A 15,908-nucleotide genomic window follows, 5' to 3' on the forward strand; every position below is an offset into this window, starting at 1 on the left:
TCGAGTCGACAAATCCGCGCTGCGGTTAGAGCCGTCGGCACCAGTCGGTGGGGCATACATCGACGCTCCACAGCTGCATGAACTGCTCGGGGTCGACGAAGTTCTGGTGCTCGGGGAGGGTCGCTGAGCGCATGCGTGTTTCGTTCTGGGAGAGGGTGAGCTTGGCGACTTCGGCGTTGGTGTTGTTGGCGACGTTGATGCGCAGGTCCAGGTGGCAGCCGCCGCTCGGGGGCACGTTGCCGACCTTCCCGATCTGCTGCCCTGCGGTCACTTGGTCTCCGACGTCGACGAGGCGGTCGGACTTGTACATGTGCAGGTAGGACACGACGAAGCCGTCGGGGTGCTTGACGGATAGCCACAGGGCGCTGGAGAGAACTACTTCGCCGGGGAGGATCGCGTAGACGGGCGCGCCGCAGTTGCCGGGCCAGTTCTGCAGGTCGAGCGCAGCGTGCCAGGTGGAGGCGCCGGGTACGTCGATGTCTCGGGGCCCGTAGCCGCTGGTCATTTGGTAGGGCTGGTCCAGGGGCAGCGCCATTTCGCCGATGATCGTGCCCGTGCCGCAGCCGGAGCTGATCCCACCGCCGAGCTGGGTGATCAGGAGCTCTGCGCCGGCTTCCCACTTGTCGTACGCGTCGGGGTAGGCGCTGATCTGCACGGTCTGGGCGGCGACGCCGGGTGTCATGGCTTCCCACCCGGGGATATCGAGCAGGCCGCGGGGTGAACCGCCGTTGGGGCCGTCCTTGCCGCCGAAGAAGGCGCGGATGGAATAGTCCAGGTTCATCCGCTCGGCGACGGTTCCCCAGCCGGCGCGCTGCTGGAAGGGGTTGAGGCTGTCGTGGTCGCTGCCGACGGCGTCGTGGTCGTAGTTGAGCGACTCGGGGACGGTGGAGTTCGCGTACATGCGCAGCACGGATTCCTGCAGCGCTGTCATCAGCGCGACTTTGATGCCCTGGTCGGAGACGCCCAGTTGCCGGCCGACGGTGATGATCGAGGTGGCGATCGTCAGCTGCTTACTCTGGAGGGTGACCGTGCTGTCTCCGCGGGGGATCTCCAACGTCTCCGGCGCCGCGGCGGGTGTGGAAGCGGTAGCTGCAGAGGCGACGGGTCTTGGGGCGGGCGGTGCGCCAGTGGGTGCTCCTGTCGGGGCTGGGCCAACGGCGCCGGCTGTGGAGGGGAGACATCCGGTTGAGCTGCCGGCTGCGGCCGCAGAAGAGGACAGCGCTCCCAGCGCGACGACGACGAAGCCTCCGGCGCCGATGACGAGCACGACGACGAGGGCTGCGGCGACGAGGAGCAGCTTCTTCATTGGCGGGTCAGTTCCTTCGGCCGGAAGGCTTCCAGCTGTCGACGGCGCTCGAGAGCGCGCGGTGACGCCTGCGCGGGAGTGGGCGGCAGCGAAGACACGTCGTGGACGATCGTCGGCATACGGCGAGCTGTCGCGACACCGTCCTTGTCGACCTGGATGCGGCTGGGCATTTCGGAGACGGTGACGACCTTGAGCTCGCCGACGTCGTTGCGCTGCGCTCGTTGCGCTGCTGCACGCGCGGCGCGACCGGCGAGACCTTTCCCTGCCTCGAGCGCAGCGGCTCCGGCGGCTCCAGCAACCCCACCGGCCGCGGCGCCCTTGGCGACGTTGACGACCGTGGTGCCCGCGCCGATCGCCTTGCGCACACCCGCGCTCCCGTGCGGGCGAGGGCCACCATCGGGAACCGTTGCGCCGGATCCGCTACTCCCGCGGCCGCCACCCGTTGTCAGCGATGCCTGTTGCGGCCGCGGCTGAGGTGCGTTGGGCACCTGGTGCAGCTGGATCGGGTCAGGTTCCGATAGCGCCGCGGGGGTGGGAGAGGCCTGCACCGACTTGGACCCATCACGCTTGAGAAGGTCATATGCGTTCTTGGCCATGCTGGTGACGGCACCCATCTTGAGTAGCGCGTTAGCGTCCCGCGGGCTGCCCTTCATCCCCAGCCCGAGCCGGCTCAGGGGCCCGGCCGCCATACGCCCGGCCTTGAGAGTCGCCTTCCGTGCCCGCCAAATGAGCACCACCATGATGATGAGCAGCAGCGAGAGGATGATCATCCGGAAGTTGTGGGGGATGCCACCGCTGGCAGTCATGATCCAGGTCGTCAACTTGAGGTACAGCGAAAGCAGGCAGGTCATCACCACCAGGCTGATCAGTCCCATGAACGTGTCGCTGATGGACCGCCACAACGGCTCCCGGTTGATCGGGAGAATCGCCAGGTAGACCAGGATCATCGACTTCACCGCGGCGACGAGGAAAAAGAAGACAGACACGAGCAGGAGTGCGGCGATCGCCAGAGCGAAGATCAGCAGGGTGGTGACGCCGCCGCTGTTGACGAACGCGAACATGATGTTCAGCGCCCCGGGGTTGTCCGACACCGACTTGGCGAAGTCGGGCAGGCAGTTGGAGAACGCCGCGTAGCTGCCGGAGACGAACCCGGTGATCGGGTCGGCCGTGGTCATCGCCGCGGTGTACGGCTCTTGGCAGTTGTCGGGCAGCACCATTCCGTAGGAGATCACCTGGTGCGGGACCCGGATGAACACGTCGACCAGCTGCGAGCTCACGGCGGCCGACATCGTGTCGACATCGACAGAGGTCTGGGTGTCGTCGACCACGATCGCCGCGGCCAGTGAACCACCCCACTCCTGCGCGTTCTCGAGCATGCCGCCGGTGGCGGTGAGGGTTGCCACCGGGTTGGCCAGCGCACCCACGGCGAGCACTGACATCACCAGGGCGATGACGAGCTCCCACACGCCGGCCGAGGTCTTCCCGAACAGAATCGCGGCGCCACCGGCGAGCGCGGCGATGGTGAGAGCGAATGGGATCCATCCGACGCCGGACAGCACGCTCTGCAGCCACACAGCGAGTGCGTTGAACGGGGTGGCCAGCCAGCCGACCCATTCGAAGGACAGCAGGAAGCTGAACAGCCAGATGATGGCGGTGGTGAGGTAGTACTGCACCATCCAGACCAGCTGCACGACGAAGTTGGCGATCACCTTCCAGGGGGTCCAGATGTCGCCGGCATTCACGTTGATCGTCGCGTACGCCTCGATGGGGACGCCGTGGGTGTCGGTGAATGTGGTTCCTTCGGGGAGGAGCCAGGAGGCGTGTGCTGCTTGGGAAGTGATGACGGTGAAGTACGTGATCAGCAGGAGGACGGCGAGCGTGCGTGCCTTCCACGGGTGGGTGTGCGCCCAGACCCGTGCCCGAAGCGCCCAGCTGCTGAGGGTGTGGAACGAGGTGGCGTAGAAGGTGATCACGGTGTCTCCGCTGCGAAGGATGGCGTGGACATGACTGCCTGACGGCGGTCGGGTCGAGCAGGGAGGGTCTTGCGGAACTTGCCGTAGCGGCCGCGGATGTCGCGCATCAGGCCCTCACCCCGTCGGCCTGTGGGGACTTGCCGGTCGGCGCCCATCGGGCTGAGGTTCTGAGTGACCTCACGGACGGTCTCGTTGGTGACGGGGAGGCCCAGCCATTCGATGGCGCGTCGGGCGAGCTTCTCGTCGGTCTGTCGCATCACGAACCGGGTCTTGATGAGACCGCGGGTCACCTCGTCGCCGAAGTCGGCGGGGTCGTGTGATCCGACGCCTGCGGCTGCGCCGTGCTTGCGGCCGTCGCGGAAGAAGGTCTGCAGCTCGGCTTCTCCATCGCGGCTGACGGTGATGTGGTGGGCTTCGTCGAAGATGGCGAGGGCCAGCCGGTAGATGTCCATGAAGCAGGCCTCGCGGGTCAGTTGGGTGAGGACCGCGTACATGGCGCGCCCGAACTTCTTCTCGAGCGGCAGCTGCTTGAACAGGTGTTCCTTCTCCACTTCCGCGCGGTCGGGCAGCGGCAGGCCGCGGGTGGTGAACACGATCGCGTCGGCGTTGAGGTCGAGGGCGGGGATGTTCTCGTCGAACAGGACCGTTCCGAACTCTTTGGTGGCGACGACGCGGATGAGGTGGAGCAGCTCGGTGGCGATGGTGTTGTCGGGGAGGGTTCCGAGGTGGGTCATGAGCGATCCGAGGCTCACGATCTTGTGCTCGGTCATGTACTCCGACTCCAGAAGGCGGGACAGTTCCACCCCGCGCGGTTCGACGGGGTCGACGTTGAGCATGAGCGCGAACAGAGACTGCACCATACGGGCGCCTTTGCGGGGTCCGAGGACGCGCAGCGGGTCAAGAGACCATTCCGGCTCGAGGATGTCCACGACTCGGACGATCTTGCCGCCGTCGGTGGAGTCGTCCTGGTCGTAGGCGAGGGAGCGTGCGAAGGTGGCATACTCACGGGCGTTGGTGCGGTCGATCGCGACGATGCGGCCGCCGCGGTCCAGGACGTCGCCGGCGATCGCCTTGAGCAGCACGCTCTTTCCGGCGCCGAGCTCGGCCACCACACCGAAGGATCCGCTCGAGTCGGCGCGGATGTTGCCGTGCAGATCGATGAGGATCGGGGTGTGCCGTCCGGTGGTGATGTTGTCGCCGAGGCGAATCCCGCGGTCATCGCCCAGCGAGCAGCTGACGATCGGAAGGCCGGACGCGAACTCCCTTCCGGTGGTGATCTGAGCCAGGTCGCGCACGAGCCGGGATGTCGGGGTGCCTGGTTGCATCGCCCACCACAGCTCCTCTTGGCCGCCGAGAGGGGTTTCCAGAAGGAAGTCGCTTGCCTTGTAGTCGGCCGCGACGTAGCGGGCGCGTGCTTGAGCAATCGCCGGCGTGGGGCCGCCGACGGAGAGGATGACGGTTCCTTCAACCTCGACCTCTTTGTCGGAGACGTTGAGGGATGCGTGATACGCCGCGAGCGTCTCGCCGATCTCGATGAGATCAGCTCCGCTTCCGGTGATCGCGTTGGTCCCCGACTGCTGCTGCACCTGGTCGATCAGCTGCTCCTCGGCGCGCTTGTTGCGACGCTTGACGGCCTCGGCCGAGGTCACGGTCAGGCGAATCGCCCAGTCGACGTCGATCTCGTACTGCTCGACACGGCTGATCCACTCGACCCCTGGCATCACCCAGCCGCCTTTGGGCCCGCCGACGACGGCTTGCATGACCTGATAGCTGGGTTCCTCGGAGTGAGGGCTCTGCACCTTGAGGTAGCGGCGGTTGAACGGCAGGAAACGCTTGAGTTCCGCGGGGGAGAGATCAGACTGGCCACCCTCGTCCAGCCAGGGGCGAGGCATTGCTGTGGGCAGCTGCGTAGCGGGCACCTCGTCGATCCCGGGTGCCTCGTCCGGCGCGGCGCCATCCAGAACGAGACCACGGTGCTGAGAGCGCAGCGCAATCCAGATCTGCTCGGCGATGGTGGCAGGGCGGGCCTGGAAGCCAGCAGGGATGCGGTGTGCGAGCTGGTCGGCCGCGGCCATGGCAGCGGCGACTTCGCTCTTGGTCGGTGCGGTGCGCGGCAGGGCGAGTTGTTCACGGAACTGGTTGAAACCGGCGCGCCATGTTGCGCGTGACCGGGTGCGCCAGTTGCCTGCCGCGAGTGGGATGGACAGCCAGTAGACACGCTCCCCAAGCGCGATCTCCTCGAGGGAGTCGAGAGTGAGGGCGCACTCCTCGGCCCAGGCAGGCGCGTCGCGAACGTCGACGCCGGCGAGCATCTTGTCGACGATGTCGACCGGGTCTGTCGCGGCGCAGAACCCGAGCAGGAGCGCTTCGCCCCGCAGCGACTGGAACAGCGCCTGATGCTGCGACAGCACAAGGCTGGCCATCTCGTCGGTGCCGAGACCGTGGGGGAGTCCCTGCAGGCGCCAGGTGGCCCAGATGACGCCGGTGCGTGTCCAGGTGAGGTTGCCGGCGAAGGCGGCGGCGGGGATCTGCATGAGCGGCTCCTAGCTGTTGGTGGAGTTGACCTGGGTGAGCAGCCGCTCGAGGCCAGTCGCGGGTCGGTGCGCCGGGGTGGTGATCGGCGCGGGCGGCGTGAGGGAGACGTCGCGGCGGGGCCGCGGGGTCTTCGTCGGGTACGGCGGGAGGTTGGCGCCCACCGGCGCGGGAGGGGGGACCAGCGATACAGGCTGTTCGGGGGGAAGCACACGCGTGCCGCCTCCCGCGCCGTGAGGTGCAGCGAGTCGGATCACCTGCCCCTGGTACTTCCCCCCGAATGGCTTGAACATCGCGGCCGCGGCGTCCAGGAACGCGAACAGCAGATTGCGCCTGGTCATCGGCAGCCGGCCCACCAACCAGGTGACAGCGAACGCGAGAACGGCTGTCATCAGGATGTCGAGGAGGATCTCGCCCGTGCTCCACAGCAGACCGCGAGTGGCGAACATCGCCAGCAGCACAGCACCGCCCACCCCTACCTGGGTGAGCGTGTACGGGCCGCCGGGAATGCGCGAGCCGTCGTTCATCCGGCCGATCATCTTGGGGAATCGGCGGGACTTCGTGTAGAAGCGGGCGGTCTCCTGGGGCACGGGTTACACCGCCGGTTCGGCGAGCTCCGGAAGCGCCCAGACCCCCACCTCGTCGGAGGTGAGCTGAATGGCCGGGGCGGCGTTGACCTCAGTGTTGAGGCGGTCGGAGAAGAGCTGGATGCCGCCGTTGACGAGCATCACGACCACCGCGGCCGCGAGGCCGGTGACGATGATCTTGCCCCACTTGAGGTTGGTCATGATCGCGACGCCGATGACGACGACGATCGCGAGGAAGACGACAGCGACCTGCGCGACGGTGGTCCACGATGCGAAGAGACCGATGAGCCAGTCGGAGAGAGATTCCATGAGTGCTGTTCCTTTCAGGAGACCCGCTCAGCGCGAGGGGGTCGGGGTGGGTGTGGATTTGCTGGAGGTTGCTCCGGTGGAGCGCTCCTGTGGTGCGAGATCGACGGTTGTCGTCTCCCATCGGCCATCACGCGCGGTGAGCGTGAGTGCGTAGGTCGTGGTCAGCCGCTGACCGGAGGCGCTGGTCACATCCGCGGTCGCGAACACGTGCACGACGTCGCCGCCGGCGGGCGTTTCGGACGCCTCTTTGTCGCTGCGGACGTCGGTGACTTTGAGCTCCTGGTATGGGGCGGGAAGGACGGCGTTGATCGTGGAACCGGGGGAGATGACTCGGGTGATGTCCCCGGAACCGGCGAGGTAGGCCGCCAGGAATGCTTCGACCGTCGCGCGGGCGGGCGTGTTGGGGGAAACGGTCTTGGTGTACGGCATCTGCACGTTCGCGGAATCGCGGAGCGGTGCGGCGACCGGGGTGGGTAGTGCCACCACGGCCAAGCCGGCGTCGGCGATGCGAACGGGAACGGAGAAGTAGCGGCGCGGCCAGAACGTCAGGCCGTCGTCGGAGGTCATGTCGTACTCCTCGACATTGGCCGCCACCACCACGCTGACCACGCCGGTCTCGTCGACGGGGTCGATGGACACGACGCCGAGGTCTCGGTAGACCCACGCTGATTCACTGAGCATCGACGTGGTCGACTCGTCGATGTAGTCCAGGAGGGTGCCGGGCTGCTGTCGTGTCGCGCTGAGCCAGGCGCCGACGAAGCCCGTCGCGTAGGCGCCGGCTTGCTGCTGGGCTACCGTCAGCCCGCCCTCGGCGGTCGAGACGGCTGCGGCAGGTTTGGCGGGAGGCAGCAGCAGCTGCATTCCGAGCGCGAGCACACCGCAGGCGATGCCGAGGTACAGCAGACCCGTGACGGCCTTCTGACCCAGGCTCCTCCCGTACGACCAACTGGAACCTTCGACCGTCGTCTGGGCGATCGGAGCGGCGGCGTCCGGGCCGGCGGACGCCGCCGCAGTCTTGCGAAGCTTTTTCATGAGGCCTCCTCAGCCGTATCGGGAGAGCCGGTCAGACGGCGGAACTTCGACGCGGCGTCGCGGTAGCGGTCCGAGTTGAGGAACGCCAACGCCCGCTGGTGTGTGGTGGGCGAGAAGAGCCCCTCGTGAAGGTCCAGGGCGATGTCCTGCCCCTCGTCGTAGACGCCCAGTACGGTCGCGTTCTCCCCGAGCTGTGTCAGCAGTTCGGCGCCGATGACCGCATCGTCCTGGCCCTCGCTTGAGCTCATCTCTCGCTCTCCTCGTCGTTTACGGCGGGAGCGTCACGGCTCCCTCACCTACAAGGGGTGGGCGCTGCGAGGCGAAGTGGACAAACTCGCTGAACTTTTTCTGCGGCCGGGGATACACGCCCGCGATCGCTGCAAACACGCGGAACAGCACCAGCAGTCACGCAGAGATCTCGCTGCCGCAACCACCCCGGATACACGCAGGGGTACACGCCGCGTGAGGACCGTCGTGTGGGACCACATCCGTCAACCCGGGAGTCCCCATGTCGATCACCAGCACGCGGCCGGCGCCGCTGATGACCCGCCTCAACAGCGAATGGACCACACAGATCGCCGCGAAGGAGTACGAGTTCGGCAGCCTCGGGTTCCACACCGCCGGCGCCCTGCTCGAGCAGATCCGCACCACCAAAGGTGCCGCCCAAGACGCGCTGCTCTACGAGCTCGTCACCCTGGCCCACCAAGGGGACCGCACCGCTGAACGCGTCGTCCTGCAGTCTCTGATTCCCGCAGCGCAGCGCATGGCCCACCGAGTGCGATCACTGGACGACTTCGATCGCCACGACCGCGTCGGCTACGCCATCGGCGCCGCATGGGAGTCCATCCAGAAGTACAAGCTGCACCTGCACGCGCGAGTGATGGCCAATCTGACCATGAACATGCTGGGCATCCTCGCCCCGGAGAAGACCGCCAACGACCGGCTCATCGCCGACAAGACGGCACCGATGGCCGCGGACGTTCTGGAGATCGAAGCCGGCGCTTGGCAGGAGCCGGAGCGCACTCCGGAGGAGCAGCTCGCCAACCTGTTCACCTGGGCCCTCGACATCAAGCTCGTCACCACGGACGAGCTCGCGCTTCTCTCACGCACCGCCCTTAGCGATGAGAAGCACGCCGACATCGCCAGCGAGCTGGGGCTGTCCACAGCCTGCCTCCGCAAGCGCGCCGACCGGATCCGCGCCCGCATCGCCACCGCCGTCCAGGAAGGACTGTGACCATGAGCTCGCTGCACGAGAGCCGTTGGGAGCTCGCGTTCACGTACGCCTCCGCACCCGCCTCCATGATCGACAATCCCGAACGATTCGCCGACGAGTACGAAGCGATGAGTGAAGACCTCGACAACGTCATCTTCTACCCCGATCGACCGCTCCCCACCCCGGAGGACTTCGCGTACTTTTACGCGTGATCCCCTCACGGCAGCTGCAGTGCAGCGTCACCCCGCTGGCACAATGGCCAGCATGCCCGAAGACTCCCCCGACCTTCTCGCTGATCTGGTCAAGACGATTGGACTATCGTCCTCTCGGGTCGGAATCATCCGCATCGCATATCGAGACGGTCAGGTCACCGCAGACCAACTCATGGACCAGCTTGGCATCGCGCGCAGCACTCTCACCTTCCACATCAAGCCCCTCGTCGACGCCGGCATCCTCATCCCCGAGATGGATCCGACCCGCGTCGGGAAGGCATCCGGATTCAACCGCCTGATCTGGCGGGTGAACCGGGAAGCTGTGGATCAACGCCTCCAGATCATGACCGCGTTGATCACTGGCAGCTGATCGACCCGCGGGCGCGTCACAGGAACCCGCGTGCTCGGTGCGTCGTGGTTCTGCTGCCACACCCTCCTGCCGGCGACCCCGAGAAGCTCACAACAGACTTGTCCCCCGTTCGGGGGACAGATTGTTGTTCTCGGTCGACATAGCTTTCCCCACCTCAAGCCAAGCGGCTTTCGATGGGATCGAAGGCGGGGTTAGGCTGTCTGCAATTCGCTCCTGGGGGGCAGCGGGCGCGAGCTCGGCACAGCCAATATGTCGACTCTCGGTTCCCGCTCCCGCCCCTTGTGGGTAGAGGACGACCTAAACGAAAGGACGACGGTGAGCACAGCAACCGACACCGCTCCGGCTGAGAAGAAGGCGGACAAGTCCCGCTCCCGCGGTCAGAGCTCCGCCGACACTGCGGCCGTGCCACCAGTCCGCACACGACGCTCTGGCATCTGGCTCGCCGCTGCCATCGTGCTGATCCTTCTCGGTGCCATCGGAGGCGCCTTCGTGTACACGACGGCCAGCAACACCGAGCAGGTCTTCGTCGCCGCCAGCACCATCGCCCGCGGCGACACGATCGAACGCGACGACCTCACCACAATCGCCTTGGCCGCAGGGCAGACCACACAGGCCATCCCCGTCACTCGAGCAAACGACGTCATCGGCAAGATCGCCACCGGCAACATCGCCGTCGGCGGGATGATCACAGAGAGCGACCTCACAACCACCCTCCCCGTCCCCTCCGGACAGGCGCTCGTCGGCCTCGAGCTCAAGAGCAGCCAGCTGCCCGCGCAAGCCCTGGTCGGAGGCGATGAGATCGTCATCGTGCCCGTCGCGACCCAATCCGCCACCGGACTACCGACCACGGTCGATCCGTCCACCACAGTTCAGGCCACCGTCTCCCAAGTGAGAACCTCCGCGAACACCACCGGCACCGTCGTCGTCGACGTCTACGTCGACGCACGCTCGGCCGCGAACGTGACCAGCCTCGCCGCGGCTGGCGGCGTCGCCATCTACCTCGCCCCGGGGAACTGACCGTGGCAGTTATCGCCCTGACCAGCATCAGCGGATCCCCCGGTGTGAGCACGGCCGCTCTTGCTCTTGGCGTGCACTGGCCGCGACCCGTTGTAGTGATCGAAGCCGACACCAATGCGGTCACCAGCGCGATGCCCGGCTTCTTCCGGTCCAACCTGCTCCCCGAACTCGGTGGGATCGAGAAAGTTCAACTCGCCTACAGCCGTGGCATCCTCACCCCCGAAGATCTCCTCGACCCGGACCGCTACCTCGCGATCGCTGTCCACGAACTGCCGCCCATCAAGGCGGCACCGATCCCCGCACTTCCTCCACAACACAAGATGTGGGTCGTCCCCGGCTTCTTCCACCTGAGCATCGCTGACGGCGTCAGCGGACTGTGGGCCAGACTGCCCGAGCTGCTGCGGTCGCTCTCCGAAGCGGGCATCGACGTCATTCTCGATCTCGGCAGACTCGGCCGTGACGACGTTCGCCTCCCACTGATCGACACTGCCGACCGGGTCCTCATCTGCGCGCACTCGACCATGGTCGACCTGAACCGCGTGTACCGCCGCCTCGAGATCCCCGACCTCGCCCAGCGGATCGGTGTGGTCGACGACGAGAAGTTCCTCGTACTGCTCACCGAAGCGGTCGCCGAGCAGCTGCCCGCCTCGGACTTCACCACCAACGTGCTGCCGGTACTCGGTGTGCTGCCCTTCGACCCGCAAGGTGCGGCCACGTTCTCCGTCGGGCGCCCGGACATCAAACCCAGTCGGAACAGCTACCGCCAGCGGATCCGCAGCGTGATCACCTCCCTGGGCAGCATCATCGGTTACAGCGATCTCGATCGGAGCGCCAGCTGACATGAGCGACGAATCCATTCCCGAGGTCCAGATCAGCACTCGCCCTTTCCTTGGCGACCTGCTCTCAAGCGCCCCAGACGTCACCTCGCGCACCAGCGGCAACACCGCGGCCGAGAACCCGCACCTGTTCGCCGCGGCAACCGGCCGCGCGCACCTGCACCGGGTCGCCGAAGATGAGCGACCCACCGTCGCCGCACCCACCGCGGCAGTGCTTCCCGACAACTACCAGATGCCTGCTCCTGCCTCGCCGGCACCGGCGACCCGACGTAACCCCGCTGTCGCGCCGGTGACCGTCGTCGAGGCACTTCTTGACGACGTCGACTGGAACGCCGTCGACACGCTCACCAAGCAGCTCACCCTCAATGAGGACGGCGCCGGACGCACACGCGCCGAGTTCGATGTGGCCATCGCATCGGCCGGTCCCGAGACCCCGTTCGAGGAGCAGTCCCTCTCGGAAATCACCCGACTGGTCACCCGGCACGCCGAGTGGCGCGTGGTCAACCTGGGAAGCGACAACGAGTGGTCCCCACGAAAGCGCGCGCAGCACGTGCAAGCCGTGTTCGACAACGCATTCCGCTACGGAAGGCTGCAGCAGTACCTGCGTGAACCCGATGTGGAAGACGTCAGCGTCGTCGGCCACGACAACGTCATGGTCACCAAGGCGAGCGGTCGTCGGGAGCAACGGCCACCGCTCACCGAACACGCCGGCGACCTCGAGCAGATGATCTCCGACATCGCATCCTGGCGCGGCCGCTCCTTCTCCCGGCCCGGCGGCCACCTCGACCTAGATATCGGCGGTGCACGCCTTTCGGCTACCGGCGTGCCGATCACGAGCGTGCCCAACCTCACCATCCGCAAGCACAACCTCGTGGACGTCGACCTCGACGACATGGTCAACATCGGCACCATCACCGACAAGATGAAGACCTTCCTCACCCTCGCCTCACGCGCGAATTGCTCGGCACTGATCGCCGGATTCCCCGGTACCGGAAAGACGACGTTCCTGCGGGCATGGATGGCGACCGTGCCGTGGGACGAGAAGATCGTCACCATCGAAACGGAGCGCGAGCTCTACCTCAATAAGGGCGCCAGGCACGCCCAGGTGCAGGACCTGCAGTACATGCCGGCCATGTTCTCGGGGACGGACGTGACTGCGTCCTACAGCCTGAGCGACGCCTTCTACGAGTCGCTACGCTCGTCCGCGCAGCGAATCCTCTACGGCGAGATGCGCGGCCCAGAGTCCGGATGGGCGATGAAGGCCATGCAGGCAGGCCGCGGCTCGATCTCCACGATCCACGCCCGCAGCGCCGACGACGCAATCCACCGCTTCGCCGACATGCTCATGAGCGAATACGGTCTGGCAACCGACTCCGTGCCCCTGCGCCAGATCCTCCGCAGCATCGACATCATCATCTACCTCGACTTCGTCGAGAACAGCGACGGAACCCGCACCCGCATCGTCTCCGAAATCGCCGAAGTCCGACCGAACGACCGGCTCGAACCCATGGCCGCCAAGCTCTTCCAGTGGGACTGGGACAAGGGCATCTACACCGAACCCGAGCGCCCCACCGAAGACAAGCTGCGCCCGATGCTCGAGCGGGCAAGCCGCACCAGCGGAATCCCCTGGGAGGCGCGATGATCCTGCCCGCAGCAATCGCCGGCGCCATCCTCCTGGCCGGCCTCGTCATGATCGTCGCCTACTTCCGGCCCGCACCGCCCAAGCCGCAGAAGCACGTCAAGACGCAGGCCACGCTCGTCCAGCGTTGGCGGCGAGTAAGCCGAGCAACACGACTGCGCCTCATCATCGGTCTTGTCGTCGGCCTGCTCGCAGCACTCATCACCGCACTCCCGCTTCTGATCATCATCGTCCCCGCCGCGATCGTCGGGCTCCCGCTGCTCCTGGGCAAACAGGACACCCGCGAGCAGCAGCTCATCATCGCCCTCGAGGCGTGGGCGCGATCGCTCGCGTCTACTGCCGACACCGGCAGGTACACCCTCCGCGAGGTAATCGGCATCACCCGCGGCGCCACCCCACCGCTGCTGCGCGGCGCTGTCGACCGGCTCCACGCGCGCATGTCTACCTCCTGGACAGCCGCCGAAGCATTCAAGGCCTTCGCCGACGAGCTCGACAGCGCCTACGTCGACGAGGTCACCGTCTATCTGATCCAGGCCGCCCAGTTCAACGCCGGCGGACTCGCCCGAGCGCTCTCCGCCGTCGCCGACACCCTCGCGATTCAGGCCAAGCAGCGGATGGAGATCTTCAACGAGAGGGAGAAGCCGCGCCGCACCATGCAAGTGATGACCGGCATCGTCGCCCTGGTGCTCGTCGGACTCGTTGTGTTCTCCGGCACGCCGACGATCGCGTTCTACCGAACCCCCGTCGGTCAGGTCGCACTTCTGGTCATCATCGGCGTGTTCACCGGGATCCTCGCCTGGGCGAAATCCCAGACCCGCTTCCGTCCAGAATCCCGCATCGTGCTCAGCAAAACCCCGCTGGAGGTCGAGCGATGAACCCCGTGCTCCTGGCCATCATCCCCGGGCTCATCGCCGGCGCCGGCCTGGCCGTCCTGATGCTCACCTACGCTCCGCGCACCATCCGTGCCGGCGACGCGCTCACCCGCCTGGGCGAAGTCTCGATCCCCAGCGCAACGCCCGTCAAAAACCTCGCCGGCTGGGACAAAGCTGGCGCCTGGGTCTCCCGCCGCGCTCCCAGCATCCCCTTCTTCTCCGCGCCCACCGCCGAGCTCGACCTGCTCGAGATCCCCGTTGCTCAGTTCTACGCGGACAAGCTCAAGATGGCGGCGATCGGCTTCGCCATCCCGCTCGGATTCGCTGCCATCCTGCAACTGGGCGGCCTGAGCTTCCCGCTCCCCGTCCTGTTCGCCCCGATCCTCGCCTTCATCTTCTGGATCATCCCGGACTCCAATGTGCGCTCCAAGACGAAGGAGGCGCGACGCGAGTTCACCAGGTTCGTGACCGTCTACCTGCAGCTGGTCGCCGTCGCACTCCTCGGGAACACCACGGCGGACGCAGCTCTCACCTCCGCCGCATCCGTCTCCGACTCCTGGGTGTTTCGTCGGATCCGCCGCGAGTACCAAGCAGCCGAACTCACCCGCACCAGCAAGTGGGACGCTCTCGAGCGGCTCGGAGTCACCGTCGGCGTCCCCGCGCTCGTCGACATGGCGCGCACTATGCGCCTGTCCGAAGCTCGCGTCGGACTGCGTGAGCAGCTCCTCTCGGCCTGCGACATGCTCCGGGCACAAGTCGCAGCATCCGACAAGGATGCTGCCGAGAGGGTCACCAGCAAGATGGACATCCCCGTCTACTGCACCATCATCCCGATCCTCGCCCTGATGATCGTCCCGTCCGTACTTCAACTCGCCAGCATCTGAACCACCTGCACCACCCACCACCGAAAGGAAACCCACATCATGAGCACCATCACAGACAAGGCCACCAAGGTCTCGGACAAGGTCAACCAGGCAGTCATCACCACGCAGGCACGGGTACGCGAAGGCGTCGACCGCCTCACCGAGCAGCCCGAGTCCGGCCTGGACGACGCCGCCTGGAAGGCGATCTGGATCACCGTCGGCGGCGCCGCGGCGATCGCCATCGCGACCTTCATCTTCACCTGGGGTCAGGGGTACATCCAGGACCGCCTCAACGGGTTCTGATTCACGCATGCGCACATGGCTCCAGACCACCAGAAGAAGGCTGGCGGGGGAGGAGGGATACGCCTCGACGGCGATCCTCGTCCCCGCCAGCCTGATTCTGCTGTTCTTGGGCCTGCAGGCTGCGACCTGGTACCTCGGCACCGATGCCGCCAACACCGCAGCTCAAGCCGGCTACACGGTCGCGCGCGCCTACGAGTCCGACGGAACCGCCGGCATCGCTACGGCAGACCAGCTGCTCGATGGCACCGGGCTGCTCATCAACCCGCAGGTCGCGGTGAACCGTACGGCCGACACTGTGACCGTGACGGTGACCGGGCAGCCGGTATCCCTCATCCCCGGTGTGACTTTCCCAACCATCACGCGCAGCCACACGGGGCCCGTCGAGAGATGGGTGCCGGCACCATGAAGACGATCCGGCGGATCATCCGCAGCGAAGCCGGAGATCTCGATGACCTCCCCGGCTGGACCATCCTCGCCCTCTCCGCGCTCACCCTCATCGGACTAATCGTCTACGCCGGCCGCGGCGGCGCAGCCGCCAACACCGTGCAAGCAGCCGCGTACGCCGCCGCACGAGACGCATCCATCTCCCGCACCGTCGAAGAAGCCGTTCCCCACGCCCAAGCCGCGGCCGCAGCTGCACTCGGGAGCAACGTCACCTGCATCGACCTCGACATCGAGATCGGAGGCAACGGCCTCAGCACCGGCATCGGCCAGACAGGAACCGTAACAGCGACCGTCGCATGCACGATCGCGACAGCCGACATCTCATTCCCAGGTATGCCGGGATCAATCACGATCACCAAGACCGCCAGCAGCCCCGTAGACCCGTACAGAGAGAGGTGAC

Annotated in this window: 18 protein-coding genes; 11 read left to right on the top strand and 7 right to left on the bottom strand. The window is 66.4% G+C overall.

Features of this window, described 5'->3' with window-relative positions; translation table 11 throughout:
- Positions 1–25 precede the first annotated feature (25 nt).
- The 7 genes from ACWGUG_RS16760 to ACWGUG_RS16790 all read right to left on the bottom strand — a co-directional run bounded on the left by ACWGUG_RS16760 (position 26) and on the right by ACWGUG_RS16790 (position 7,987).
- Entirely contained in the window at positions 26–1,306 is a 1,281-nt protein-coding gene (locus ACWGUG_RS16760; RefSeq protein WP_376127317.1) for a M23 family metallopeptidase, read from the bottom strand.
- Positions 1,303–3,279 carry a hypothetical protein gene (locus ACWGUG_RS16765; protein ID WP_376127318.1) on the bottom strand — a complete coding sequence of 659 codons (1,977 nt, stop codon included), beginning with the start codon at positions 3,277–3,279 and terminating at the stop codon, positions 1,303–1,305. Before ACWGUG_RS16765 ends, ACWGUG_RS16760 begins: the two co-directional genes overlap by 4 nt.
- Positions 3,276–5,591 carry an ATP-binding protein gene (locus ACWGUG_RS16770; protein ID WP_452325334.1) on the bottom strand — a complete coding sequence of 772 codons (2,316 nt, stop codon included), beginning with the start codon at positions 5,589–5,591 and terminating at the stop codon, positions 3,276–3,278. Before ACWGUG_RS16770 ends, ACWGUG_RS16765 begins: the two co-directional genes overlap by 4 nt.
- A gap of 231 nt (positions 5,592–5,822) precedes the next feature.
- The gene (locus ACWGUG_RS16775; protein WP_376127322.1) at positions 5,823–6,401 is read right to left on the bottom strand and encodes a hypothetical protein; all 579 of its coding nucleotides are present in this window, start codon (positions 6,399–6,401) and stop codon (positions 5,823–5,825) included.
- Between the two features lie 3 nt (positions 6,402–6,404).
- Positions 6,405–6,707: a hypothetical protein gene (locus tag ACWGUG_RS16780; protein WP_376127324.1), complete on the bottom strand. Its 303-nt coding sequence runs from the start codon at positions 6,705–6,707 to the stop codon at positions 6,405–6,407.
- 27 nt (positions 6,708–6,734) lie between these two features.
- Positions 6,735–7,739, bottom strand: coding sequence for a conjugal transfer protein (locus tag ACWGUG_RS16785; protein WP_376127326.1), 1,005 nt, complete (start codon positions 7,737–7,739; stop codon positions 6,735–6,737).
- Positions 7,736–7,987, bottom strand: coding sequence for a hypothetical protein (locus tag ACWGUG_RS16790; RefSeq protein ID WP_071044835.1), 252 nt, complete (start codon positions 7,985–7,987; stop codon positions 7,736–7,738). The genes ACWGUG_RS16785 and ACWGUG_RS16790 overlap by 4 nt, the downstream gene beginning before the upstream one ends.
- Before the next feature lie 260 nt (positions 7,988–8,247).
- Here ACWGUG_RS16790 and ACWGUG_RS16795 point away from each other — a divergent pair, with 260 nt between their 5' ends.
- The 11 genes from ACWGUG_RS16795 to ACWGUG_RS16845 all read left to right on the top strand — a co-directional run bounded on the left by ACWGUG_RS16795 (position 8,248) and on the right by ACWGUG_RS16845 (position 15,907).
- Positions 8,248–8,973: a hypothetical protein gene (locus tag ACWGUG_RS16795; RefSeq protein WP_376127328.1), complete on the top strand. Its 726-nt coding sequence runs from the start codon at positions 8,248–8,250 to the stop codon at positions 8,971–8,973.
- A 2-nt stretch (positions 8,974–8,975) separates the two neighbouring features.
- The gene (locus tag ACWGUG_RS16800) at positions 8,976–9,164 is read left to right on the top strand and encodes a hypothetical protein (RefSeq protein ID WP_376127330.1); all 189 of its coding nucleotides are present in this window, start codon (positions 8,976–8,978) and stop codon (positions 9,162–9,164) included.
- A gap of 52 nt (positions 9,165–9,216) precedes the next feature.
- On the top strand, positions 9,217–9,534 hold the full coding sequence (locus ACWGUG_RS16805; protein ID WP_376127332.1) for an ArsR/SmtB family transcription factor: 318 nt from the start codon (positions 9,217–9,219) through the stop codon (positions 9,532–9,534).
- A gap of 315 nt (positions 9,535–9,849) precedes the next feature.
- Positions 9,850–10,551: an SAF domain-containing protein gene (locus tag ACWGUG_RS16810; RefSeq protein WP_376127334.1), complete on the top strand. Its 702-nt coding sequence runs from the start codon at positions 9,850–9,852 to the stop codon at positions 10,549–10,551.
- 2 nt (positions 10,552–10,553) lie between these two features.
- Positions 10,554–11,390 carry a hypothetical protein gene (locus tag ACWGUG_RS16815; protein ID WP_452325335.1) on the top strand — a complete coding sequence of 279 codons (837 nt, stop codon included), beginning with the start codon at positions 10,554–10,556 and terminating at the stop codon, positions 11,388–11,390.
- Between the two features lies 1 nt (position 11,391).
- Positions 11,392–13,029 (top strand): ATPase, T2SS/T4P/T4SS family, encoded by a 1,638-nt coding sequence (locus ACWGUG_RS16820; protein WP_376127338.1) that lies wholly within the window; start codon positions 11,392–11,394, stop codon positions 13,027–13,029.
- Positions 13,026–13,901, top strand: coding sequence for a type II secretion system F family protein (locus ACWGUG_RS16825; RefSeq protein ID WP_376127339.1), 876 nt, complete (start codon positions 13,026–13,028; stop codon positions 13,899–13,901). The genes ACWGUG_RS16820 and ACWGUG_RS16825 overlap by 4 nt, the downstream gene beginning before the upstream one ends.
- Positions 13,898–14,782 (top strand): hypothetical protein, encoded by an 885-nt coding sequence (locus tag ACWGUG_RS16830; protein ID WP_376127341.1) that lies wholly within the window; start codon positions 13,898–13,900, stop codon positions 14,780–14,782. The genes ACWGUG_RS16825 and ACWGUG_RS16830 overlap by 4 nt, the downstream gene beginning before the upstream one ends.
- A 39-nt stretch (positions 14,783–14,821) precedes the next feature.
- Positions 14,822–15,064 carry a hypothetical protein gene (locus tag ACWGUG_RS16835; RefSeq protein ID WP_376127343.1) on the top strand — a complete coding sequence of 81 codons (243 nt, stop codon included), beginning with the start codon at positions 14,822–14,824 and terminating at the stop codon, positions 15,062–15,064.
- Between the two features lie 7 nt (positions 15,065–15,071).
- Positions 15,072–15,470 carry a hypothetical protein gene (locus tag ACWGUG_RS16840; RefSeq protein WP_376127345.1) on the top strand — a complete coding sequence of 133 codons (399 nt, stop codon included), beginning with the start codon at positions 15,072–15,074 and terminating at the stop codon, positions 15,468–15,470.
- Positions 15,467–15,907: a hypothetical protein gene (locus tag ACWGUG_RS16845; protein WP_452325336.1), complete on the top strand. Its 441-nt coding sequence runs from the start codon at positions 15,467–15,469 to the stop codon at positions 15,905–15,907. Before ACWGUG_RS16840 ends, ACWGUG_RS16845 begins: the two co-directional genes overlap by 4 nt.
- The last annotated feature ends 1 nt before the right edge of the window (position 15,908 follow it).

It is taken from the genome of Microbacterium sp. NPDC055455, assembly GCF_053619935.1.